This is a genomic window from Bacteroides acidifaciens (assembly GCF_024623065.1).
GTDB lineage: Bacteria > Bacteroidota > Bacteroidia > Bacteroidales > Bacteroidaceae > Bacteroides > Bacteroides acidifaciens.
In genome coordinates this window covers 21,223-45,637 of the sequence record NZ_JANJZR010000009.1, presented here as the reverse complement: position 1 = coordinate 45,637, position 24,415 = coordinate 21,223, and the positions used below count along the sequence as shown (strand labels likewise).

26 protein-coding genes and 8 tRNA genes are annotated in these 24,415 nt (G+C 39.6%); 28 read left to right on the top strand and 6 right to left on the bottom strand.

What is annotated here, in order from left to right; genetic code table 11:
* Positions 1-519: 519 nt before the first annotated feature.
* From NSB03_RS04275 to NSB03_RS04260, 4 genes are all read right to left on the bottom strand, one after another.
* On the bottom strand, positions 520-732 hold the full coding sequence (locus tag NSB03_RS04275; protein WP_024987990.1) for a hypothetical protein: 213 nt from the start codon (positions 730-732) through the stop codon (positions 520-522).
* Between the two features lie 2 nt (positions 733-734).
* A complete protein-coding gene (locus NSB03_RS04270) occupies positions 735-1,628 on the bottom strand; it encodes a hypothetical protein (protein WP_024987991.1) in 894 nt (297 codons plus the stop codon).
* Between the two features lie 79 nt (positions 1,629-1,707).
* Entirely contained in the window at positions 1,708-1,989 is a 282-nt protein-coding gene (locus tag NSB03_RS04265; RefSeq protein WP_004327399.1) for a hypothetical protein, read from the bottom strand.
* A gap of 139 nt (positions 1,990-2,128) precedes the next feature.
* Positions 2,129-2,368: a hypothetical protein gene (locus NSB03_RS04260; protein WP_004327398.1), complete on the bottom strand. Its 240-nt coding sequence runs from the start codon at positions 2,366-2,368 to the stop codon at positions 2,129-2,131.
* Positions 2,369-2,743: 375 nt separating this feature from the next.
* On the opposite strand from NSB03_RS04260, the gene NSB03_RS04255 reads away from it, so the two are divergent.
* From NSB03_RS04255 to NSB03_RS04220, 8 genes are all read left to right on the top strand, one after another.
* Positions 2,744-3,310, top strand: a complete 567-nt coding sequence (locus NSB03_RS04255) for a hypothetical protein (protein ID WP_004327397.1) — start codon at positions 2,744-2,746, stop codon at positions 3,308-3,310.
* Positions 3,311-4,068: 758 nt separating this feature from the next.
* Complete coding sequence (locus tag NSB03_RS04250; protein WP_024987250.1) at positions 4,069-4,332, top strand: hypothetical protein; 264 nt, start codon at positions 4,069-4,071, stop codon at positions 4,330-4,332.
* A 7-nt stretch (positions 4,333-4,339) separates the two neighbouring features.
* Complete coding sequence (locus NSB03_RS04245) at positions 4,340-5,977, top strand: DNA primase family protein (RefSeq protein ID WP_257466238.1); 1,638 nt, start codon at positions 4,340-4,342, stop codon at positions 5,975-5,977.
* Position 5,978: 1 nt separating this feature from the next.
* Complete coding sequence (locus NSB03_RS04240; protein ID WP_024987251.1) at positions 5,979-6,161, top strand: hypothetical protein; 183 nt, start codon at positions 5,979-5,981, stop codon at positions 6,159-6,161.
* Between the two features lie 2 nt (positions 6,162-6,163).
* Positions 6,164-6,385 (top strand): hypothetical protein, encoded by a 222-nt coding sequence (locus NSB03_RS04235; RefSeq protein WP_128824322.1) that lies wholly within the window; start codon positions 6,164-6,166, stop codon positions 6,383-6,385.
* Between the two features lie 174 nt (positions 6,386-6,559).
* Positions 6,560-6,967: a hypothetical protein gene (locus tag NSB03_RS04230; protein WP_024987254.1), complete on the top strand. Its 408-nt coding sequence runs from the start codon at positions 6,560-6,562 to the stop codon at positions 6,965-6,967.
* On the top strand, positions 6,951-7,739 hold the full coding sequence (locus tag NSB03_RS04225) for a hypothetical protein (protein WP_024987255.1): 789 nt from the start codon (positions 6,951-6,953) through the stop codon (positions 7,737-7,739). The genes NSB03_RS04230 and NSB03_RS04225 overlap by 17 nt, the downstream gene beginning before the upstream one ends.
* Before the next feature lie 29 nt (positions 7,740-7,768).
* Positions 7,769-8,023: a hypothetical protein gene (locus NSB03_RS04220; protein WP_004327387.1), complete on the top strand. Its 255-nt coding sequence runs from the start codon at positions 7,769-7,771 to the stop codon at positions 8,021-8,023.
* 198 nt (positions 8,024-8,221) lie between these two features.
* Here the strand turns inward: NSB03_RS04220 and NSB03_RS04215 are convergent, their stop codons facing one another.
* The gene (locus NSB03_RS04215; RefSeq protein WP_024987256.1) at positions 8,222-9,718 is read right to left on the bottom strand and encodes a phage portal protein; all 1,497 of its coding nucleotides are present in this window, start codon (positions 9,716-9,718) and stop codon (positions 8,222-8,224) included.
* Positions 9,715-11,349, bottom strand: a complete 1,635-nt coding sequence (locus tag NSB03_RS04210; RefSeq protein WP_005794423.1) for a terminase large subunit domain-containing protein — start codon at positions 11,347-11,349, stop codon at positions 9,715-9,717. The genes NSB03_RS04215 and NSB03_RS04210 overlap by 4 nt, the downstream gene beginning before the upstream one ends.
* A gap of 348 nt (positions 11,350-11,697) precedes the next feature.
* Between NSB03_RS04210 and NSB03_RS04205 the strand changes: the two genes are divergently transcribed.
* The 20 genes from NSB03_RS04205 to NSB03_RS04110 all read left to right on the top strand — a co-directional run bounded on the left by NSB03_RS04205 (position 11,698) and on the right by NSB03_RS04110 (position 24,008).
* Positions 11,698-11,770, top strand: a tRNA-Met gene (locus tag NSB03_RS04205).
* 65 nt (positions 11,771-11,835) lie between these two features.
* A tRNA-Phe gene (locus NSB03_RS04200) sits at positions 11,836-11,908 on the top strand.
* An 80-nt stretch (positions 11,909-11,988) separates the two neighbouring features.
* Positions 11,989-12,061 (top strand) — tRNA-Asn (locus NSB03_RS04195).
* A gap of 7 nt (positions 12,062-12,068) precedes the next feature.
* A tRNA-Trp gene (locus tag NSB03_RS04190) sits at positions 12,069-12,141 on the top strand.
* A gap of 5 nt (positions 12,142-12,146) precedes the next feature.
* A tRNA-Gln gene (locus NSB03_RS04185) sits at positions 12,147-12,217 on the top strand.
* Between the two features lie 5 nt (positions 12,218-12,222).
* Positions 12,223-12,294, top strand: a tRNA-Glu gene (locus tag NSB03_RS04180).
* 73 nt (positions 12,295-12,367) lie between these two features.
* Positions 12,368-12,452, top strand: a tRNA-Ser gene (locus NSB03_RS04175).
* Between the two features lie 6 nt (positions 12,453-12,458).
* Positions 12,459-12,540, top strand: a tRNA-Tyr gene (locus NSB03_RS04170).
* Between the two features lie 93 nt (positions 12,541-12,633).
* Complete coding sequence (locus NSB03_RS04165; RefSeq protein ID WP_149951613.1) at positions 12,634-13,257, top strand: hypothetical protein; 624 nt, start codon at positions 12,634-12,636, stop codon at positions 13,255-13,257.
* 27 nt (positions 13,258-13,284) lie between these two features.
* Positions 13,285-13,692, top strand: a complete 408-nt coding sequence (locus NSB03_RS04160; protein ID WP_229032981.1) for a hypothetical protein — start codon at positions 13,285-13,287, stop codon at positions 13,690-13,692.
* 37 nt (positions 13,693-13,729) lie between these two features.
* Positions 13,730-14,923 (top strand): major capsid protein, encoded by a 1,194-nt coding sequence (locus NSB03_RS04155; protein WP_257466237.1) that lies wholly within the window; start codon positions 13,730-13,732, stop codon positions 14,921-14,923.
* Between the two features lie 19 nt (positions 14,924-14,942).
* Positions 14,943-15,317 carry a hypothetical protein gene (locus NSB03_RS04150; protein WP_008673428.1) on the top strand — a complete coding sequence of 125 codons (375 nt, stop codon included), beginning with the start codon at positions 14,943-14,945 and terminating at the stop codon, positions 15,315-15,317.
* Between the two features lie 131 nt (positions 15,318-15,448).
* Entirely contained in the window at positions 15,449-15,643 is a 195-nt protein-coding gene (locus NSB03_RS04145) for a hypothetical protein (protein ID WP_257466236.1), read from the top strand.
* A 3-nt stretch (positions 15,644-15,646) separates the two neighbouring features.
* The gene (locus NSB03_RS04140; protein ID WP_024987260.1) at positions 15,647-16,177 is read left to right on the top strand and encodes a hypothetical protein; all 531 of its coding nucleotides are present in this window, start codon (positions 15,647-15,649) and stop codon (positions 16,175-16,177) included.
* 23 nt (positions 16,178-16,200) lie between these two features.
* Positions 16,201-16,569, top strand: a complete 369-nt coding sequence (locus NSB03_RS04135) for a hypothetical protein (protein ID WP_257466235.1) — start codon at positions 16,201-16,203, stop codon at positions 16,567-16,569.
* A 24-nt stretch (positions 16,570-16,593) separates the two neighbouring features.
* The gene (locus tag NSB03_RS04130) at positions 16,594-17,166 is read left to right on the top strand and encodes a hypothetical protein (RefSeq protein WP_024987262.1); all 573 of its coding nucleotides are present in this window, start codon (positions 16,594-16,596) and stop codon (positions 17,164-17,166) included.
* Positions 17,167-17,258: 92 nt separating this feature from the next.
* Complete coding sequence (locus tag NSB03_RS04125) at positions 17,259-17,717, top strand: hypothetical protein (RefSeq protein ID WP_024987263.1); 459 nt, start codon at positions 17,259-17,261, stop codon at positions 17,715-17,717.
* A 62-nt stretch (positions 17,718-17,779) separates the two neighbouring features.
* Positions 17,780-18,001, top strand: coding sequence for a hypothetical protein (locus tag NSB03_RS04120; protein WP_004327374.1), 222 nt, complete (start codon positions 17,780-17,782; stop codon positions 17,999-18,001).
* A gap of 17 nt (positions 18,002-18,018) precedes the next feature.
* Positions 18,019-23,499: a tape measure protein gene (locus tag NSB03_RS04115; protein ID WP_257466234.1), complete on the top strand. Its 5,481-nt coding sequence runs from the start codon at positions 18,019-18,021 to the stop codon at positions 23,497-23,499.
* Positions 23,496-24,008, top strand: coding sequence for a hypothetical protein (locus tag NSB03_RS04110; RefSeq protein ID WP_024987264.1), 513 nt, complete (start codon positions 23,496-23,498; stop codon positions 24,006-24,008). The genes NSB03_RS04115 and NSB03_RS04110 overlap by 4 nt, the downstream gene beginning before the upstream one ends.
* Positions 24,009-24,415: the final 407 nt, after the last annotated feature.

Below are 24,415 nucleotides of genomic sequence, written 5' to 3'. Positions count from 1 at the left end.
ACGCCCACCATGTTAGAAAGTAGGGTTTTCAAGCTCTTGCAAAAAATCTTCCTCCGTTATACTCTCACATATATTTGAGCCATCAACACAAACACTAAATCCGGTTGCGGTGCGGAATACTTCTAATTTGTGCGTTTCTCCGTTTGGGGATTCTATTATATAGGTAGTCATAATATCAAAGTTTAAAGGAATGCCGGGAAACCGCCCGGCGCGGTGGAATATTTGTATTATTCGTTTATGTTATGCAAATTACAGTTCCAAACGTGTTTAGGGAATGAACCGTCTTTGTTAAGGCTAACAATAGATGTATTATTATCCCCGTTATCCTTAATTACATAAACTATAAGTTTTCTAAATCCATATAACCCAATATGATATAATATCTTTTTCTCCATAAATTTAAAATTTGTCTGATTGATCGTTTTTATTTATGAAGTCTTTTAATTTTTTGGGATCGGTGCCGGAGATAAACACCACGGCACCGAATAAAAGCAGCATTAAACAAAACATAGCTTATTATTAATAAAGTGTTGCACGTTCGTATAAACTTTGCGATATAATGCCATCTTTACAAAGTCCGTCTTTATATTCTCCGAAAGCTATATTAAAATCCAGTTTAAAAGAATGTTTCTTTTTGTTGGCTTCTCTTTCAAATTCGCCTCCGAACTCTTTGCAGAACTCCCAAAAAGATCGGCGTAACTCTTTTTGATTGGTTATCGTGTATTTTGACATGGCTATTTCATTTTAAAAGTTATGCCAGCAGGCAACAAAGAACGGTTAACACTGGAAACGAATTTATTAAAATCGTTCTCCGTTACTTTTGTTTCGTAGTCTTTCCAATTAAAAACAAGCTCGTTACTATGATCGTAATATATCACATTATTAACTGATAACCCGGCATCAAGAACGGCCAACATAACCCGCTTTTCATTTTCGGCCTTTTGTTGTTTCTTTTTGCAATCGTTAATTATTTTAGCGCGTTTTTTCTCGTATGCTTTGCGCTTTTCTTCGTCTTTTCGCGCTTGTACAGCTTCAGGGCGATAATAACCATCGTTTATTCTGTTAGTTATAGTTGTACGTTCTTCGTCCGTCAATTTCAAAGTAAAACGTTCGTTTTCCGGCTTATATGGGTTTTCCCATGTTTGCCCGGTTAACTCTTCCAGCTTTTTTAAAGCCTCGTTAGATTCTCTTTTCCAGCGTTCAACGATACCGAGCATATAAAGGAGGTATTTAAAGTATTGTTTATCTTCTGCCTGATGAAGCAAATTATATTCCGTTTCCGTGATACGCAAATAGTTAATTGCAGTTTCTTTGCTGCTGTTCGTAATATGGTAAAAACCGTTTTCAACTGGGTACATTGGCGCGCCGTAATGATTAGACAAATGAAGATCAACGAACATTTTAAACTGTGGGAAACGCTTTAGTATTTCTTCATGGCAGCAACCACCAGCACACCAAACGAAACGCCCGTTTTTGCGTTGTTCGTAAATATCCGCCGTTATACTCCAATCGCATATATTATTTTTGCAATCATCAGCCAGTAATATTTTAACATTGATTTCAAAGGTTGTCCCGGCTTGAATATATCTTTTTGATACTGTGTAACAAAGTCTATTTGTAGTAGTCATAATACAAAGTTTTAAAGGGTGAATAATGAAAAGTAAGAAGTAACCCGGAGCCATGACAACCCCGGAAAAATAGTTATTATTAGAATTTAGAAAGATATTCCACGCATCCGATAATATAGGCCGCGTGTTCTCTTGCCGCTTGTTCTTTTTCTTGCTTGGTTGCGGTCTTATGATCCTGATCGGAAAGCATTTTAGCCGCCATCCGGACGATCTTTTTCATAGTAGAACAGTTTGCAAGATATTCAACGGAAGGAGTTAAACCGCGGTTTACTTTTTTCAAGAGTGCATTTTGCAGCCATTCAGTAAGCGCGTAAATATCGCGAGAATTGCGAATATAGATAATTAATAAATCTGTGTTCATAACGCAAAATTTAAAGGGTGAAACTTGGTTTGTCTTTGTTTTTCCCTTAACTTTGCGTTATCACTGTGGAAGGTGATCCGATAAACGCAAAGTTTAAAGGGAGGCCGGGAAGAGTCGCCAAACTCGACCCGGTTTTTTATTAATATGAAATCTTTTGAATGCGATCAAAAGGAATTAATAACGCTATATGTTTATCTTGATAGTGAATCAGTTCAAAACTATTTGCCGTTGATAGTCTTATAATAGCGGCTTTTTTCGCCGTTTCTTGAAACACATCAAAATGAACCTTCAAACGGTTGCAACAGTTTGTGCCCTCTGGGGCTACATGTACGGCGTTTAGCGTTACATTTTTGTTTTGTAAGTTTAGTAATACTTCCATGATCTTATATTTTAAATTAAACACTCAACCAAGAAGAAGTAAAAGCGGAATTTGTGGAAGGTGATCCGGTCTTTTATCTCCTTTTCTGTATTACAAAGATACGAATAATATTTGTAATACAAAACAAAATGTACTTTTATTTTTTAATAAAATGCTCCGTTTTTACATTTATTAATATTGATATAATATATTGATTATCAATAAATTAATAAATAATATGATGATAAATATAAAGTATTTAAGAAGTAAGGAAATATTTATAGAAAATAGGTGTTTAAATACGCTTATTTGCTTTATTTATAGCCTTTGTTTAACTTTGTAGCAAGTTACAGAGCGCGAGACGCCAATATAATAAACTCTTTCATATCGTTTTATATGGTGTACAGTAAGCGCGTAACAGATTTACAGCAAATTTATCAATTAACCCCGGATGATGTTTTCTTTTGTATGCTTGTTGCATCCGGTGCCAGTCGTGGCGAAGCATACGCAACTATATTTAGACCACGATCAACCAAAATAGAAACGGCGCAACGCGGAGCCGCCCAACTTGCAAAGGATAAACCCGGCATTAATAAACTAATACGGTCTTTTGAAGATAACCGCGCCGCCTTCCTTCCTGACAATGATAGCCCCAAAAGCAAGAAGAAAAAGAAAAACACAGAAACAGAAGAGGAAGAAAAAGCCGGGAATGTTGTACAATACCGAGATAAAGACGCTGTTTTATCAGGCCTCGAACAAACCCTACCTTATTTAAGGGGCAAAGATCGCGCGGATGTATTAATGAAAATAGCCGATCTCCAGCAAATGAAGAAGGACGAAAACACGGAAGAAGAGGAAACAGTACATTATTATCTACCTTTGCAATGTTATAGATGCAGCCTTTTTATAGCTGATCGAGCAAAGCGGAAAGCAGAAGGAGCGGAAAAGCCGGATAATATTTAATATTATAGGTATAATATAAAGAGAATCAAGACAAAACGCGGCTTTTCTCCTTCTTTGCTGGTTAACTGGATAATGAAAGCAGGGAGGGCACCCCCCCGGCTACCCAAGACACCAAGCATGTTTCAATCCCGGTCAAGATTTTTATTTTTTTTCTTTTTTGGAGCCAATAATGGATGTTTTTAAGGCTTTTCCAATGATAAATTACAAAAGTGAATGTCCGATGTATAGTTTTACTTCTGAAAATGTATAGTATATGTATAGTTTACTTCATAACTATACATGTGTAAATCATTCATTATTAGGTCAATGGAAATTTAATGTATAGTATGTATAGTTTATATGTAAATTGCGTATGGAAAAAAATATATAATATATGGTTTGCATAAAAAACTATACATACTATGCACTATTTTTCCATTGATTTGTATTTCAATATGTTATATATGTATAGTTGCCTTTAAAACCCTACATAAACCATACATATCAGAGAGAATGTTTCATCTGTATTTTCTATTGAAATAGAGCCGTTTTCCTTTGTTTATCAATATTTTGCGATTATTGATATTGAATGATGAAACCAATAAAAATATAACAAAAAAGACTTCAAAAAAAGCGTATTTATTCTATATTTAAGTAGAAAATAATAGCTTTTATGCGGTAATTATGTAGAAAATAAGCTATATTTGTGGCATAAAAACACTTGAAAAATAGTATAAAAACAGTAGAAATGCTTTGTTTTCGGGTATAAAAATGATGATATGAATAAGTTTGAGTCTATATTGTTTGATTATGGGCGATACGTTTTTGTTTCTGTGTTCAGAAAAGCGCAGGAAGAGGAAAGATATGAAGATTGTGCGGTGATGCGAGATATTATGCAAAAATATCATATACCTTGTGACACGTCTTTAGAGGATTGGCGTGCTGATTTGTGGCGATGCGGATATTTAGGTGATGTTGCCATAAATAACTTGTCAGCATATATGGTTGAGGCTTTAACTCGTGCCGGATATTCAAATTCATAGATTGTACATGGAGAAGGGAAAGTATAGGAAGTTGTTGAATGAGGTCTTTGGACTTATGAAAGGCGAGAAACTGGATGCTGCCTTACAAGAGTCCAAGAGTGCAGCTCGTGTTGATGCTGTGCAGGACTTAATGCGTGCAGCCATTATACGATCTTCGATTTGTAAATTCAATGGTACGCCTTACTATTTCAGTGGCCGGATATATGAAGAGATGGCATGGGATGATTTTGGCAACCTGATATATGACTTGATGCGTAAATGCAAGATGCCCAATGGCGATTATTCTCGCGTGGAAGGCGTATTGAAAGTCTGTAAGCGTGTAGTGGCAGGAAAAGCCTTGAAACCTGATAATGCTATTGTGGTATTTAACAATTGCGTGTTTGATATGAGTGCTCGCCGTGCGCATTCTTTCAACCGCCGTTGGGTACAGACCACATGCGTTCCCTATGACTACAAGCCGGAAGAACATGTCTTTCTTTGGAGAATGTTTTTGGATGAAGTTTTGCCGGACAAAAACATGCAAAAAGTTTTGCAGGAATTTCTTGGAAGTATTTTCGTTGACCGGCGTGTGGCGAAAATGGAAACAATGCTTGTTCTTCGTGGCTCCGGTTCCAATGGAAAAAGTGTGGTTTTTGAAACAATCATGGGCATACTTGGCCGGGAGAATGTCAGCAATTTCGGTATAGGTGCATTGATTACTGGAAATGAAAGAAAAAAGAATATCGCTTTCATCAATGGCAAGCGGTTGAACTACTGTTCTGAAATACAAGCGTTAGAGTTTGGTAAGGATAGTGACACGTTGAAAAGTCTTATTAGTGGTGAGCCTACCGAAGCCCGGCCTATTTATGGTGACAACTTTACTGCTTACAATATTCCCTTGTTGATGGCAAATGCCAACCAAATGCCATATTTGAAAGATTGGAGCTATGGAATGAGACGGCGTATTTGCATTATTCCTTTTGAAGTGGAGATACCCAAAGCCCGGCAGAAAAAAGAACTGTCACGGGATTTGGAAGCCGAATACCCGGCTATATTCAACTGGATATTGGAAGGTCGTGACCGTTTTATCGCCAATGGTTATAAGTTGACGGACAGTAAGGAACTTGAAAATGTCATGGATGAATATCAGTCGGAAAGTAGTACCGTAATGAAGTTCATGTATCAAATGAACTATCTGTGCCGATATGAGGAAATTGCCGATATTGAACCCAAATGGATGTCTTCGGCCATTCTGTACCGGAAATACTGCAAATGGTGTAAGGACAATAATGCCAAAGAAGAGAATGTGACAGTATTCGGACGTATTCTTTCGGAAGCCGGTTATCGCAAAAAAAGAACCCCGAACGGTCAGGTATATGGCTTATATGGAACAGCCTTGACGGAAAAACTCTATTATGAGAAACGGGAAGACCTACGGGGCAACTATAAGCAAAGGATCGCCAAACCGGTTTACAAAGATGGCAAACGATATGCCTATACCCATGAAGGACTTGCGGCCTGCTTGTCATTAAGCATTTATCAAGTCCAGCGTTTGTTCCGGGAGAAGAAACTGGAAGGGACGTACCACATGGAGAAAAGAACAACAGTTTTTGAATTGGACGCTGTGGAGAAGATTATCAAACAATTAAAAATAAGAACCAAATAGTATGATCGCACCGGATGAATTTGCAGAGATTATTGAAAGAATTGATAACCTGCGGGGAGCATTGGAAATTCCTATGCCAGTTGAATTTCATATAAATCAAATGAAGCGTGAATTAAAAGAAGTATCGGACAAATTAAAACGGATTTACGTTGAGGAAGAAGATGAAAATCCGTGGGAGGAATAAGAATGGCAGTAAAATTTAGACATAAGGAAACGGGACTGTTCTTTTGCAGGGCAAAGGGATTATCACCTTCAATAAAAATGTATAACGAATTAGGAGAAGAAGCTATTTTCAGGAAAAGAAATCTTTCCAAGAGAGGAAGAATTTATGAGACGGCTACTGAAAATCAAAAAAGACTGTGGATTGGAGAAAAACATGCGGATGAATTTGAAATTGTAGATGTTTGATTATGAGTAGAAATTGGAAGGAAAAGGCTGCATATAGATATGTGCATTTGGGCATTCCAATTCCGACACATCTGTTTTGCATAAGGAAAAAATGGTGGAGGTATAACTTTGATATTGGAAAAATGCGCTATAAAAGGAAACAATATATTGAGAAACAATTAAATAAAGACATGTATGGGCAAAAAAACAAACGGTATTCAGGTAGGTAACTTTATTGTTACGAGAGATAATGGTAGTGAACATGACTGGATCAGCATTAAGGCAGTGTCAGGTTTTTGGAGTATGCGTTTTCGGGATGACAACGGAATGTTCTCTCGGATTCGGGAGTTAGCCAACAATAAGGAACTTCGAGAATATTTAGAAACATGGATCAAAGTATGTTTCCTTATCAGTAATGCAACTCCCGATGTTAAGTTTATGGAAGAATTTTTTAAAAGCTATTCTGATCTTACCGAACGGCTACGAAGCTTGCAGCAACCGGTATCACCGGAAGATGATGCCAAGATACTGGAAGAAGAAAGAAGCATGAATAGTATCAAGGAAGGTATTAAGGAGGAACGTAAAAATGAGGATACCGACTGATAAGGAAATTGAAGAGGCCAAAGAATATCTCCGTCAACGTCTGGATGCGGAGCTGTCCATGCGCACTAATCTTCAAATTGTGATGATCGAGGCGGCAAAACAAATTATAGATATTTCATACCGGTACAAGATCAGCCCTGAATTATTCCGTTTTGCAGCAAACAGACAGTTGCAGGAGGAAGTGGATGCCATAATTTTATCCCTTCTTGAAATAATTGAAGACTATACTTATACTTTGGCAGTAGCGACACATGAGGACAATAAGGATGTAATCATAACATATATAACGCGAGAATCATACGGCAAAACCTTCACACAACGCGCAAGAGAATATGTTGACCGGTTTTCAAAGGAGGTTGAAACGGCCATTGCCGCTGGATTACTACTGAACCTTTCCAAAGACAAACTACTTTCATCTATCAGGCAGTCGGTAAAAACGCCATTGCTTAATGAGCATATACAGAGAGCTATTTCAAAGGGTTATTCTATTATTTCAAGAATCGGTGTTCAGGAGTCTTTTGGAGTAGGACGTACTGTAAGCTCTTGGACTGCACTGTCAGATTTGACGGAGTATGCTGTGGCAGAGGGTTGGATGAAGCATTGGGAATTGCAAGCTAAAGCCAGTGGAGCCATAGGGTTCTTTGTCATGCGTGGCAGCTCCTATCCTTGTAACATTTGTGACGATGAAGTCGGATTTCATGTGGAATGGGACAAATTACCACCGTATCACGGCCATTGTAAATGCTTTGCTGTTCCCGTATCAGCAATATAATTATTTAATAGATTAAATATCAGAATATTATGTTTGGAATATCATTAATCAGCACAAAGAAACTCAATCATCTTACATCAGAATGCAGCAAACTGGCTATTGCCAATGTTGAGCTTTCAAAACAAAATGCGACACAAGCCAAAACTATTATGGAACTTACTGGAGAAGTCCGGGTGCTAAATTCTAAAATTCTTCTGAATGAAAGTATCAGTGATGATCTGCAAAAGAAGCTTAACCGGAAATATCCTCGAAAGCCTTATAATAAAAAATTGTATCGAAAGTAGTGTCATATTCAACTCATTCATTACATTTGCAATGTAGAAGTTGACTTGTTATAACACAAGCTTATCAACCAAGTTGTTGAAAAAGTAAAGCCTCTGTCTATTTTATGTAGGCAGAGGCGGCTTTTTCCGATGTATAGTTACATTGGATTCGGAGCGCGGAGTACGAGATTGCTTTCGCGCTCCGCGTTTTGGTACAGTTCATTTTGCATTACCCTCTTTACTTTCATTTTTCTTGATTTTCAGTTGATATAGCAAGTCAGCTTGTTGCTGTTCCTTATATTCACGCATGATACGATCCCATTCATTGTTTTTCCCATAACCGGATTCTTCCGAGCCGGTTTCTTTCGATAAAATACCAGCACCGACTAATTGTACCAAGTTCGATACCAATTCGGCTGCATTTTGGTGGACGTATGGAACTGCCCACGAAAAAATTTTCAAATTGAGGAATTTGGTAAGTTGGCCTTTTTCTGTTCCATATCCGTGCAGAAACAGCCGTTTCATTTTGTCTATTGATTCGTCAAATTCCTTGCAGTCAATCATGGCTTTTTCCAAGGATGGTGAATATATCAGCTTGATAGCAACACCCGGCAAATCTCCTGACTTTACTTCGGGAGGCATGACAACAAAGCTCCCCATGAAAATCATTTTAAGTAATGTATTAATTTGAAGTTCAAATGATTGTGATGCTTCGGGACGGTTCATAAAGCCTGCATCATCATCCTTCCCCATAGTGATAGCTTTTACCGCACCATACATATCTCCCTGAATTTCAACATCTTCTCCTTTAAGTAACATGATCGGAAATGCGTATGCCATATTGTTTTGACACAAATGGGAAATAGCCAGTTCGTACTTGTCGATATTATCTTGTGAAAAGCTCCAGCAAGCACCGTGTTTGTCCCGATAATATACAACCGGACATTCGGCAAATCCATGATCGTGTTCTTCCACTAATGTATATCCTTCAATACCGAAATACTGTTTCACTTTGTTTATTGCTCCGACTATTCCCCTTTTATCCTGACGGTAACGGTACATTTTTTTATTGTCCCACACTTCTACCCAAGAAATGAGTTCCTTTCCCTCTTCGTCATAGTCACTGTATCGTCGGGCAAACAGTGTCATTTGACCGGTTATGGAGTCGTAGTGAGGATAAAGAGTGTCACCATCAAAATAGGAGAGATTCTTGGTGAATACCTTACCTTCATTCATATAGAATACGATTGCTGCATCTCCCGTTATTTTTACACTTTTGGCATATTCGTAAAATGCAATTTCCATATTCTTATCCAGCCATCCTTTTTGAAATTCGAGAAATATTTCCCGTGAACTATCATCGACTTTGGTATCGGTCAGCTCATGATGAATGTCATTGCCACATAGATGTACAAGCTGTTGAATAGTGATTATCATCTGAAAGGGAAAAGAGGCACGGAACACTTTTTCTCGGAAGAACCGTTTCTTCTCTTCGTCATATTTCAATCTATCCGGGTAAAACAATTCCGAATTGATCTTGTGCCCTGAAGGATAAAACTCACGGATAAAATCAGCCTGCGAAATGAGTTGCCATGTCAGCCTCTCACTATTGTTTGTGAACGATGCGTTTCTTAAATCGCTCGTAATCCTGCCTTGCAAGTAACCTTCGGGAGTAACCCTTGCAAAAGGCTTTTTTGTAAGAATCTCTGCTATCATATTAATCCTAAACCTTTTATGTGTTTGCGTTTATGTTTAATTTCAAAAATCATTCGCATAAGCAATGCCTCTATGAAGTCGGGAGAATGGCCTACTAATTTTTTCATTATAATCTTCTTGATAATAGTCCAGCCTTTCTCTTCACTGTCTTCATCCTTTCGTATCGCTTTCCTTTCCTTGTCGAGAATCTGTCTAAGGGGAACTTTCTCAAACCCTTTGCCGGAGAACTTGCGTTCAAGAAGAGTCGGTTCAATGGAAATCTCCCGGTTGATAATTTTTTGTGCGAACAGATATGCCGCTTGTGATTTTAAATTCGCATAGATGTATTTGAATTTCTCTTCCACGGCTTCTTTGTTGTTGAATGGGATTGCATTCGGGAAAAAACCTTTGAATATTTGTCCGAGTCCGTTAAGGTCATAGGTGAAGCATTCTTCCCTTACATGCCATTCTTCCAGCATTGCTTTTACGGTATCGACTGTTTTCTTGCTGTCAAGTTTGCAAACAAATATGTCTCTTATATGCCATCCTTCCCACAGCCACATGACAAGACTGTCGCCACCCTCAAATGCCGCATCACACGATACCCGGCGTATTCCATCACCTATCTGCATGGAATTGCGGTATAAGGCTTCCATGTGAGTCAGCTTTATTATATCATCTCCGGCAGCTTTGTATTTCCAGTTACCGTCAAGATCGCGTGCGCGTTGTTCGTCTGACTGGTTAACAAGGTTAGCCAAATAAGTCGGATCAGAAGACATCAGTTTTACATTATCGGAAAGTTTTGCTTCAATAAAAGTAACTGACTTGATAAACAGTTCTTGTGGTGTACCATATTGCTCATACTCCGGCTTCCAGTAGGCGTGTATAATATCCTTGCATTGCTCATATACTTCCTCACGGGTATCTCCCCAATATATACCTGAAACATTGTCCCCGTCCATAAAGCAATATCGGACTCTGCCATCACGTTCCGGGATTGGAAGACCGTCCTCTCCGATCCACCAGTCAATGAATTTTGCAACCCAGCTGTCAGGATCAGGGTTACATGTTCCAATAAAGCGGTTACGGATATGAAAAGCGTTACGGTTACAAGTGATAAGGTATTTGAATTTGAGATATTCCATGTGGGTTATTTCATCCACACCTATATATGCGAACTGTTTACCTTGAAAACGCTTTTTGAAATCGTCAAGTGTGTCAGCATGATAGCTGAATTTTAAAAATCCACCTTTATAGAAATTCCAACGCATGTCGTTTTTGGACTTGTTGTATTCCCCAAAATCATCATATAAGGTGGATGATGTTTCTACCATATCAGAGAGATCGTCTATCTCATGCCGGAGAAGAACAGAACGGAAGTTTTTATTTTTTATATCTTTCAATGTTTCCATAAGAAGAGTAAAAGTTTTACTTCCCCCACGGCATCCCCCACAGATGGTAATATCAGCCGGGGTGGAAAGCATGTTTTCCTGCCCTCCACCTTGTGCGATTATCTTATTCGGATTAGGAATTTTCCTATCCGCGTCCCTTAACATTTGGATATATTCATAATCAAGCACCAAACTGGCATTAACCGTTTTTATTCCACTATATTTCTCCATAAAAAGAAAACCGATCCTCACATTACACATGTGGAGACCGGCCTATAAGCTCTGATTCTAATATTACAGTACAAAAATACGTATAAAGAGTATTATTTTCTACATTTTAATAGAAAATAATATCAAAAATGTTTTGAGAAAAGAAATCCAGTACATATATTTGCAACGAAAACATGGAGTATGATAAAAGTTAGTGCGGATAAAGATGCAGATCAAAGGGAAATATACAACAAGATAGTTTTATGTCCGATATGCGGTCAGAAACTAACTGATATAAGCTATGTCAATGGTGTTGTTATATTGAGAGTGAAGTGTCGTAGATGCAAGAGCTACATAAATGTGGATATTGTGGGTACAAAGTAGTTTTCAGGATAATATCGCGGAGTGGAGCAGCTGGCAGCTCGTTGGGATCATAGCCCAAAGGTCATTCGTTCGAGTCGAATCTCCGCAACAATAGTTGGAGTTGCCGCATTGTTTCTCCCTTCGATGCGGCGTATGGGGATAAAGGGAGAATATGGAAAGATGGCAGACGTGGTGTATGCGCCGGACTGAAAATCCGGTTAAGGTGATTCGATTTCATCTCTTTCCACAAAACCTATACGGTGTGGTTCGATTCCCACAGGTACGCCATAATGGGGGTATCGCAGGTCAGGTGAGTATAGGTATATTGTCCGGTTAGCTCAATAGGTAGAGCAATACACTGTTAATGTAAAGGTTGGTAGTTCGATTCTATCACCGGGCGCAATGAAGCGGAGATAGTTCAGTTGGAAGAACGTCAGATTCCAAATCTGATTGTCGGGGGTTCGAGTCCTTCTCTTCGCGCATATTGAGATATGGTGTAATGGCAACACAGCAGATTTTGGTTCTGCTATTCAAGGTTCAAATCCTTGTATCTCAACAAATGGCGTATTCGACTAACGGTTAGGTCGTCACCTTTTCACGGTGGAAACCAGAGTTCGATTCTCTGATACGCTACACAAAATGAATAACGTCCGAAGTACAAGGGAAATGCGGTGGTTTCACAGAGATGTCTTGTAGGCCGCATATTGGAAGTATGGGTGAGTGAACGATACCACCTCTTTGCTAAAGAGGCAAGCTGAAAGGCTTCGGAGGTTTGAATCCTTCTGCTTCCGCAAAACGGGTAGTTACCGAAGTGGCAAACGGGATAGACTGTAAATCTATTGGCTTTCGTCTTCATTGGTTCGAGTCCAATACTGCCCACTATTAAATGAAAAATAAGACCAAAGAGTCAGATTGATGCAAAAAGCATTGTCTGACTCTTTTTTTATTCAACATAAACACAAAATAAACACGATGGAACAAGAAAAAATCTTATCCACATTAAGCGAGAAACTTGGAGAAACCAGTTTTTCACCGCAGACATTACAGACGTATGTAGAACTTAATCCCATAGCCGAAGGTTCGGAGCCTGACGAGGCTTATTGGAACAAAGCAGTGGGTTTTCTGAAAGGGATGCAAGGGCAATACAACCACGATGTCGCAACCAAAGTTGAGGACTTTAAGAAAAACTATAAGCCCCAACCGACTCCCCCGACACCTCCAACTCCACCGGTACCACCGAAAAACGATGATGAACTGGAGAAGAAGCTGAAAGAATTGGAAGCACGTTTAGATGCAGAAGACAGCAAAAAGGTTCAAGCTGACCTGCTAAAGAAGGTTACGGCTGCAATGAAGACCAAGCAAGCGAATGATGATTATGTGTTGAGCAAGACCTTACAAGGGGTAACTTTCGATACCAAGAAAACTGTGGATGAACTGGTTTCTGAATTTCTGCCGAAATATGATGCAGAATATAAAGCGTGCAGGGGATATGGCACTGCCCCAAGAACTTCTGACGGTTCAGGTGGAACACAACACAATGCAGCCAGCAGATACTTTGAACGTAAAGGCAAGAAGGAAGGCTGGAAGAAGAATTGAAATTATTAACTCTAAAACAGTAAATGTATGGGAACGATGGGTAACACGTTTGATGTGAACACCATGAAATACGGACATGCCCGTAAAGTGTGGCGTGAAATCCGTCACCGTTATCCGGGCGGTGGTATGGTGAGCAACATTTCCGATTGGGTTGCGGTTGGCAAAATTCCTGCCGGTACAGCTGTGAAGTTTGATCTTTCAGGTAAGACATTCACCGCTTATACGGACGCACAGATCAAGGCGGCTGAATCAGATATTACCACTCTTGGTATTAATGGCTATTTGCAAGAAGATGTTCTTGTAGCCAGTGAAAACACGAAGGCCAGTGGGACAGTAGTCTATGCCGGAGAGATTTATCAGTACATGTTTGACGAAGAAGTGGTTGCTATCCTGCAAAAGATTACTACACTTCCTCAAATTGTATGGGTGCAGTAGAAGAATTTGAAGATAACATTTAAAACACGACAATTGTATGAATACACTTCCTATTGATTTGTACAGGGTTATCGAATATGGGCTTGGTGGGGACACTTGGCAAGAATTTATTGACCGTTACAAGGAGAAGTATGACCTTCTCCAAATTGATGGTTTTGAATTTGAAGCAACCAAGTTGGATTATACTTTCTCCCAGCTTATTACGAGCCTCGGCGTGAAAACGCTGCCAGCTTACGTTGATCCGGAAAGTCCGGGCTATGAAGCTGCATTGGGAGAACTCGAAGGACGGACGGGTAACATCCCGACTCAAAAGAAGTTCTATCGTTTGAACCGTGTGACTGTAAGACAACAATTACAACTGTTGCAACGGGTAGGCATGTCCGCATTGACGGAAGAGATGCAGAATGTATTCTTGGGCTTGCTTGATGAAAGTGCTGACGGTCTTATCGGATCGTATTACAATGCGCTTACTCACCAGCGAATGAGAATTGTTTCCACGGGTAAGTTCACTATTGATACTGATAACAACCCACGTGGCTTGAAAGGTATCACTATTGATTTTAATATCCCTGAAAACCATTATCAAGTATTGACCGGTACAAGCCGTTGGTGGACTAAGGATGAACATATTCCGGCAAATCAAGGCTCTGCCTCTGATCCGATTATGGATATAAAGAACAGAGTGAAAGAGATTCGCCGTAAATATCATTATTTAGGCAAGATCAGGATGGAGCTGGCGCAGGACTTGTGGGATGATTTAATGACTCATACCGCAGTTCTTAAACGTATCGGTCATTCCCTCTATCCGACTGTAACGGATGATAGTACGGTTATTGCCAATGCACAGAATGAAGATGAAGACCGCCTGAAAGCCATTTTCAAAAAACTGGTTAAGGTAGATGAAATCGTACCACGTGACAGCTATGCTTTTGTTGACAAACCCGGTAAGGATGCGGACGGACAGCCTGATCTTATCACTGAACAAGTGGAGAACTTCAAGGCTACCAATATTGCCTTTATACCGGTAGGTCAGATTGGTACAATTCAAGGTGTGGAGCCTTTGACTTTGGGTTATGAGGCAAACAAGGTCGCCTCTTATGACGGTGGACGTTTGAAACTGACACAGAGAGCCAATCCTGAAACTCATTCAATCTATATTGAAAGTGAAGCCGCCCAAATGTGTGTACCGAGAATGCCGCAGTATATGTTTATCTCTACTGTGACCGTGTAAGTCTTAACTTCATGCAAGAATGAGTGAGGAACTTTTTCATACGGAAGATATGACCATTGAGGACTTTTTGAGTGGCGCAACCGCTTATGAAATAGCGGATAACGCCCTCAAAAGGGTTCTTGTCAAGCGGAAAATCGCTTTTGGAACAATGGTAAGTGAACTGACTGAAAGACAGCTTGATCTTGCCACTGCCGATATTTACATGTGGTGTGCAAGCACTCCAAGCAGTAAGAATGATACCGAAGACAGTGACGGGGGATGGAAACATAAGGAAGGGGGTTGGCAGACCAGTGCATACGACAAGCGACAACTACGTGAAATGGCGAAAGAACTGTATGAAAAATGGGATGAAGAAGTTGTAAAGGGTAGTAAAATCAGAATTGTCAATTTTTGAGTATGAAAGTGAACAATCCACGGCATCCGCACAAATGTACTGTTTACCGAATTATAGGTGAGGATTCTTTCAGTGATGGTAAGAAAATGATCTTATATGAAGGTATATGCCGAAAGGAAGGTAGTACAAATTTGAGAACATTCAAAACTAATAATGTGATAAAAAGCGATTATCTGTTGAGCCTTCCCGGAATTGTTGAAGGAATATTGGCCGGTGATTTAATAGATGTTACGGACAGACAAGGCACTTTCACTCAATGTATGGTTACTGATAGCTATGCTGGAAATTTGGGAACAACTGTGTATTTCAATCTTGCAAAGAATTAACCTATGGATAACCGGAGTAATGACATATTGTTTGACGAAGGAATGAAAAAAGCAAAGGAACTTGTTTCAGGATATATCTTTGATGTCTTGATTAAATGTTGTGAAGACCTTATCCAAGATGCACTTGATAATAAGTCCGGCTTTCAGAATCTTACGGGTAATACAATAACCAGTTATGCGTGCGGATTATTCATGGACGGTAGATTTTCCTATTTCGTTTGTAGTGGTGATTCAATGAAACAGCCGGTGAGAGTGAAGCTGACTAAAGGTGAAACATTTGTAGGTGTCAGTTATGATAATCAGAGCAGACGTTTTACCGGAACGGTGGAAACTGATAAGGGGTATGGTGAAGCATTCTCCTTTGATTTCTTGAAAAAATATAAGTCAGAATCACGTAAAGGGTTTGAGATAGTAATGTGTACGGGTACTGAATATTCAACCTATTTGGAGAATGTGCTGAATGCAGATGTTCTGACCGGAATATTTCAAAGGGCACAAAACACATTGTTCAAGAACTTTAAACCAATGAGATAATGGGACGGATAGTTTATAGACGTATGGATATATTAAAACAAATCGCTGATGCAGTAACCGGCATTGGTGAAAAAGTTTTTATAACGGATCGTCCGGCTGCTGAACAAAAGGCAATGAAGGACTTTATTGTTATCCGACTGCCACAAACTATCCAAGATAAAGGAAGTACCTACCAAGACACTTACTGTCAGATTAACGTTTTTGCGCATGATCGCTCAAATGGTATTGAGAATACAGTCCGTTTAGATGAAATGCAAATGGAAGTGGTTTCAAAATTTCCAATAGTGACGGAATTGTTTTCAGCTGTAAGTCCACGATTACTTCCCGGAGGAAATGACGGACTCGGTTTTCATTCCTTAATAATACAAGCGAAGCTAATAATAAACAAATGACACAAACTTAAAAAAAATACGATTATGGCAGAGATTTCTATTACTACCAAACTGGAAGAGTTAAAGGTACTCTTCAATCAGATGAAGGAGGTCTATTATGTGTCCCAAGTCAATAGTGACCTCGCAACTTTAGCGGCTTTTGATATGGAGCTGCCGGTACTCTCTGATGGAGTAACATTTGATACCGGAGCAGCCGATATTTCCAAGATCAAATTGACAACCGGAGCCACTTGGACTTCCGTTGCTAATGCCGGAGATTCTGATATTCAGTTTCAAGTGCCTTCCGTGGCAGGAAAGATCAATGACTTGTTACTGAACAAGAAAGCGGAAACAGTGACTATGACTGCTACCATTGATGGCGAAACTTATGAGGGTGAAGGTTACAATATCGAGCCGAAGAAAGTAACCGGAGGCCTCTTCATGCGTAGTGAAGACCGTCAAACAGCCTTGTTTTTACCGAATATTGAGGGATATAGCAACCTTGTCAGCGAGCAGGACAAGCCGGGGTACTTTAATGTATCTGTTTCTCCATTGAACGATGCTAAGGGTGCTTCCATCTATATTTTACGTAAAAAGGCACCCGGTGCAAGTGATTAGAATGTGACACTTTGCAAAATTCATATCAATGAAAAGGTGGTGAGCTACTTGATACCGGCCACCACCTTTTTTCGTATAAAACACAATAAAATATGACAAAAGAAAATGATATAACACTTCCTAAGCCAGAGGATGAGAGATTATTGAATGATGTGATGGAAGACAGTGTGGATTATGTGGAAGTCAGGGGGAAGAAATATGGTATTTCGTGGCTGAAAAGAGGGACTATACGCAAATTCACCAGTACGATGCAGAAATCAGGGAATGATGATAAGATCAGCTGCCAATGTGCAGCCGCTATCATTTTGAATGGATATTGGAAAATCAAGTTCCTCTATCCCTTTTTGTGGCGTTGGTTCTTTTATATCAAACAATATGGAGATCATGAGCTGATGAAGGTTATAGCTGTCGGCAAAAAAAAAATTCCAGTGGAAGATTACTTGACAGCTACCATATATCTGACCGCGATGAAGGACACGATGATGACAATGACAAAAGAGGAAGCAGAGCATATCCTTCACGAACCAGCTACGGACAAACGTGGGAAATAGGCAAGTCCTATCCGTGGTTGACAGAGCCTTTGAGACTATTTGGGATTCCAATAAGTAAACCTTTGTTTGGTATTTATTGGGTACTTACAAATGCACAAATTGAATTGTTGGCAATGGATGTGTCTATTGTGGTTACAGATTGTGACAAAGACAGCAAGGGAAAGAAACACGATACAAAAAACTTCAAATCCCCTTCCGTAAGTGATATAGAGGATGCTGCCAAACGCTGGAAAGACAAGTATGGCAATGGAGAAACAGCAATTAATATCAATGATTATAAGTAATACAAACACAATAATATATGGCTGATCTTGGAAACCTTTACTTCGATATTTTATTCCGTGATAAGACAGCGGAACAACGTAAAAAATTGAAAGCGGAAATCACCAAAGACTTGCAGGCAAAACTTGATGTGGGTTTTGACAAGAAGAAGTTGGTTGGTGATATGAAGACTTTGCTTCAAAGTGAGAAGTTTAAGATCAATGTGGTAGTGGATAAGGCCAGTACTACACAAGCTGTTCGTGCCGCCTTGCAAGCCGCCGGGTTGAATACAAACTTTACAGCAAGTGATTTACGCGCCGCCAAAGCCGCAGCCATTCAAACCAAAGCGGAAGCTTCTGCCGCAGCCGCACGTGAGCTTGCGCGACAAAGAGCCGCCCGTGCCGCCAAAGCGGAACTGGATTTGGCTAATGCCCGTGAGAGATCAGCCAATGCAGCAAGACGGCACATGACAGCCACTCTCAATATGAATGGAGCAATGAACAGTCAATTGAGTATTGTCGGACAATTAAGAAATGAATTTTTGGGGCTATACTCCATTTATGCAGCACAGAACTTTTTGCGTGCAGTGGTTGATATTGGTGGTGAGTTGGAAAATCAGAAAATTGCAATGGCCTCTATTCTGCAAGATGAAGGCAAAGCTACAACCATATTCAATCAAATTAAGAAACTGGCTGTTGCTTCTCCATTCGGGATTATGGATTTGAATCAGTATGCCAAGCAACTTTCCGCATATTCTATACCATACAATGAATTGTATGATACCATGAAAAGGCTGGCTGATATATCAGCCGGTGTAGGTGTTGATATGGGGCGTATCATATTGGCCTACGGTCAGATAAAGGCTGCTAAATTCTTGAAAGGAACGGAATTACGACAATTGACGGAAGCGAACATTCCTATGGTGGATAAACTGGCCGAGCGATTCAGCAAGTTGGAAGGCCGCATTGTCAGTGCCGGTGAAGTGCTTGATATGATCTCGAAAAAGAAGGTTACGTTTGAGGATGTAAAAGATGTTCTTTGGGAACTTACGGATGATGGTGGCATGTTTAATAACATGCAGGAAGTTCTTTCAGAATCAGTTAAGTCCAAATGGAAGAACTTGGCTGATGCGATTGACATTATGCTTGGTGATATTGCGGAGTCAATGGGTAGTACATTGAAATGGACTGCCGAAAGCCTTACCACCCTTGCACAAAATTGGAAAGAAGTTGTACCGGCTATCGAAGCTGCCATTGGAGCCTTTGGAGTATATAAGGTAGCGACATTTGGTGCAAACCGCTTGATTGGGAATGAAAGTGCAGCTCTTATAAAAAGTACGCTTGCTGCCAAGCAAAAGGCAGCAGCCAATCTTGTTGTCGCATCCAGTTATCGTACACTTACAAATGCGGAAAAAGGACTTATAGCTTCAAGTAATACCATGACAACCGCAGATTGGAAAGCGTTGGCAAGTAGTGGAGCTTTAACTAAGGAGTATGCCTTGCGGTTAATGGCACTTGGAAAATTGAAATCAGGACAAGTCGGCCATATTGTGCAGGTACTTGGTATATCTCGTGCTGAAATGTCAGCTGCACTTTCAACAAGTAAATGGCGTGTAGCCATGATCTCATTGGGTTATGGTATAAAACAAGTAGGAGTTGCATTAAAAGGTTTGCTTTTTAATCCATACATGCTTCTGTTTACTGGGCTTACTGCCATTGCTGAATTATGGTATAAGTCCGGGCAAAAGGCTGACGAAATGAACGAGCGTATTTCCGAATTGACAACGAGAGCACAAGACGGTTTCAAGAATTTAACGAAAGAAGCTCAAAAATTTGCTGATGTTGATCCTTTTAAGGCGAATGATGCCTCACTGATTTCTTCCATTGAAGAAATGAAAACAGCATTAAAGGATTATTCTCCGATTTGGGCAGATACTTTTAATGAAACGTTTAAGACTGATGATGAAGGAAATACAGTTAAAAGCCTTGCAGAACAATATATATTGCTTCGGAATGCTTTGAATGATACAAAAGAGGCTTATAGACTGTTGAACGACATAAGAGGTACTTCTGAACATGCCAATGAAGCGACTGACGGTTATTTTGATGACAGCTTTCTTGAAAATATCAATGACTACATCAAAGCGGAGGAACGGGTAAATAAGATTATTGGTCGCATGTCAAGCAGCTATATCGAGTATTCTACCGCCATGCAGAAAGTTATAACCAAACATGATGATTTTGCTAAAGCAGCTTCGGGTAAACCGTTGAAAGAGCAGCTTTCCATTCTCAAAGAATACCCTAAAGCGTTGGCCAGCCTGAATAATGAGTTGCCTTTCACTGGAGGATATAGAGATGATATTTTTCAATTGCGGAAAGCGTGGAAAAATTCTAAGCGTATTTATATGGAAGATGTATTGCCGGATATGAAGGACTTCCTATCTGGGTACAAGTCGAGACTGGAAGCTGCCGGCTGGGATTTGGACAATTTGAGTGATGCGCAGAAAATAGCTATCGGTTTGGATATAAGTTCTTTCTTTGATACGTTCGAGAAGATGCCGAAATATATGCGAGACTTCTTTAACGAGAAGACTCTTGAAGAAGAGTTCAATATCAAAATTAATGCTGAATATACAGAAACCAGTCAAAGTTTTTCTGATTTGCAGAAAAAGTTCAATGAAGCTACAGATGGGCAATTTGAAGCCCAAATAAAGGTTTCTACGGATTCAGAGAAAATTATTGAAGGAATACAAAAAGCGTATAAGGAAGCTAAAGAGACAACAAATCAATTGAAGCCGGTATTGATTAAAGCCGGAATAGATTTGTCAGGTATTGGAGCTATTAACTTGTCAAAACTCCCTGACTGGCAGAAGCAAATTGTATCAGATTATAAAAAGGCTTTCGACATAATGCAAGCCGGCGAGAAAGGAGCCAAAGAAATCGGTTTTTCTCTCACTGATCCAAGTAAGGATAAGAGCAAAAAGGATGCCTTCGCCGAAAGATTGAAAGAACGGGTAAACTTACTAAAGGAGGCATATTCTGAATATAAGAAGTGGACTGACATTGTTGGAAAGGGAGAAGCTGCCAATAAGGTTAAAGGATCAGGTATTTTTGACTCCTTATTCAAAGGTAAGGAACCAGTGGATATTTCCAATTATCGGGATGAATTGAATAAGATTCTTAACCAGCTTGACGATAAGACCAAAGAGCGTAGGGAATTGAAAGTTTCTATACGGAAAGTTCTTTTAGATATTGATGCCAATGCTATGAAAGAAGCTTCGGATAAGGCTACAAAAGAACTTGAAAGGTACGTATCTGATGTTTCGAAGAAATGGGATATATACAAGCAGCTTATCAATGCCGGTGCAAGTAAGAAGGATGCTTCTTTATACGCTTTCGGAGCATTGTCTGAATATGAGAAGAAATCCGAGGAATTGGCTGAAAAGGTGACTAAGAAAATGAAGGATAAAGGGGTATATATACCTTTGACTTTCACCGAGCAAAAGGCCACAGAATCACTTGGAGGTAAAGACAGTGTTTTGTATAAACAGTTTTTCAGTGCATGGAAAGAAGCCAAAGATGCTATTGAAAAAGATAGCTTGGAAGTAAAGCTGAAAGAAGTTATTGCCCTCAACAAATACAAATCTATCGCTGAAAAGATACGGGATTTAAGCGAGAAATATGCTCCCTTAACTGGCACCTTCATTGGTGAAAATAGTGAACTTATTGGTAATGTTGAAGGTATGACTCCCGGACAAAAAGCTCTTTTCACTGAATATAAGGAGGAACTTGCAAAGCTAAGGGGACAGCTACTTGAACTTCTTCCGGTATGGGAACAGATATTTGGAGATCAAACCTATAAATCATACGGACAAATACAGCAAGCATCCGATTATGCTCAACAGATTATTGATAATGCTTCTGTAACTAAAAATAAGAATGGAAAGCCAACTGCTTTTACTTCTTGGTATTTGGATGAGAATGGTAAAAGGATTGATGTTTCAGGAGAATATTCTCAAATTGAGAAGTTAAAGAAAGCCATACAAGACTTGTATAAGGCCGGATTACAGAAGAATCCGTTTGCCACTCTCATAAAAAATGTTCGTTCTTTATTCTCCAGTGGAGATAAAGATGAAAAAGGTACCATAGAAAAGATTGCAGCCATAGGAGAAAGTGCCGCTGAAAGCGCTGATCTTGTCGGCAATTTTGCAGGGCAAATGTCCTCCATGTTCGATGCTTTGGGCAATGAGGGCATGGCCGACACGATGGGCAATGTGCAGGATGCCATGTCTTCTATAAGCAATATCGGGCAGGGATTTGCCAAAGGTGGAATAGTTGGTGGTATTGCTGCCGCTGCCGGTGAAGCTGTAAACTGGATTGGGAAGATAGCACAAGCGCATGATAAGAAACTCGATAAGGCTATTGAAAAGAGTAAACTTCGTGCTCAACAGTTGCAATATATATACGAACAAATTGACGGTATTCTTGAACGTTTCTTGGGCAGTGGCACGGAACTAAAACTTGTAGATGCAGAAAATGACCGTACCCGGTTGAATCAATTAAATAATCAGATTGAGGCAATACGCAATAAGGGAAAGATCAACATCTTCGATTTGATGTCTTTGCAGAAATATAAGCAGGAAGCGGAAAAACTTCAAAAACGTGTTTCGGCATACGATGAAGGTGGTGCATACGGATATCAACGTGCCTTGATGCAAGAACAACTTTCAGAGTTGGAGAAACAACGGCAAGCTGAAATTGATAAAAAGAAGACGGATGATAGCAAGGTAGCTGATTATGAGAATCAGATTGCGGAGATGAAACAGCAAATAAAGGATTTTGCCGAGGAAACGGCTGAATCTCTCTATGGCATTAATTTGAAAGACTGGGCTTCGCAGTTGGGAGATGCCTTGTATGAGGCATGGCAGAAAGGCGAGGATGGTGCCGAAGCTTTCAAAAATAAGGTTGCCGACATTATGGGTGATGTCATGAACTCCATTCTCAAAATAAGTATTTTGGAACCGGCCATGCAACAGCTTCAGAAGATGCTTTTCGGTGAGGATGGAATGAGTGGTTATTTCGGCAAGGATTTCTCCCTTGACGAAAGGGAGTTGGAAAGTATTGCGGACTATCTAATGGGAGTGAGTGAGAAAACCGATGATTACTATTCCATGCTTGACAAGCTGAACAACTATATGGAAAAGAAATATGGTATCAGCATGAAAGAAGAGGAAGAAGAAAATGGAAGTGGGTTATCTAAAGGCATACAGAATGTTACTGAAAATACCGCTAACCTTTTGGCTTCTTATATAAATGCAATCCGGGCTGACGTGAGTGTCAAACGGGAGTATGTACGCAGATTGGTTGAAGAATTGTTCCCGGCCTATAATGTAATAGCACAAGCACAATTGCGACAACTGACAATGATACAGATAAATACAGCAAAGAATGTGGAATTTGTGGAAGAGATCAGAGATATACTGCATAGGAATATAAACGGTGTAAACAAGTTTAATGTATGATTATGAACAGATTGAATAGTGAATTGAGAGGTCATGCCGTATCGTATGGCCTCTGCACACAATGGCAAGGTGACTGGCAAAACAATAAAAGCCAGCAAGAACTAATTGAAATGTATATACGAGGCATTGATTTTTGTATTGAGCACGATTATCCGACAGTGGAATATATAAAAGGTAATTTTGACCGGAGTCTGCTCCATCAAAACCATATTTTTGTTGATGAACCAGTGACCGGAGGTGACAACGGTGTATATGTGCTGAACGGTAAATGTTCAGGCAAATTTTCTTTCAGCAAATTTGCAGCCGCTACTCTCCATTTGCGGCATGATAGTGAATTGACTCTTGAAGTGGAGGATTGTGCCAAAGTTTTTGTGAGTGTATATGATCGGGCTATACTACATGTAAGGCAAAGCGATATGGCTAAAGTTTATGTATATGTTCATGGCAAAAACTGTAAAGTTGAAGCCGATGGCAATGTCATGGTAAGATATAAAATGAATGTGGACTAACGCATGTTCTGCAATATCTTTATTTACAGCCTTTTATATTTGAAAATTATTTGAACGGTATCATAAATGACAACCAACATCTCATCACAATACGGTAGATACGCGCATTATTTATATTGTGTCTAAATTTTAGAGTAAATGTAACTGTTTTTATTTACCGATTCTTACCGTTTGTTACTGATGTTTACCGAATTTATTTTCTTGATTTTTAGTCTGTTGTATGGTGAAAATATCGTTTTTATATTTGTGTCGGAAACAATGCTGTTAGGTTCATTTCGTGGTTGTCATGAACTGGAGTAAAATATTATAGGGCATTCTCTTTGAGGCAGGCAACCACATTAGGCTTCATTGAGATTTGCCCTTTCTCTTTATTATTATGTCAAGCGTGACTATTATATTAAGGAGGG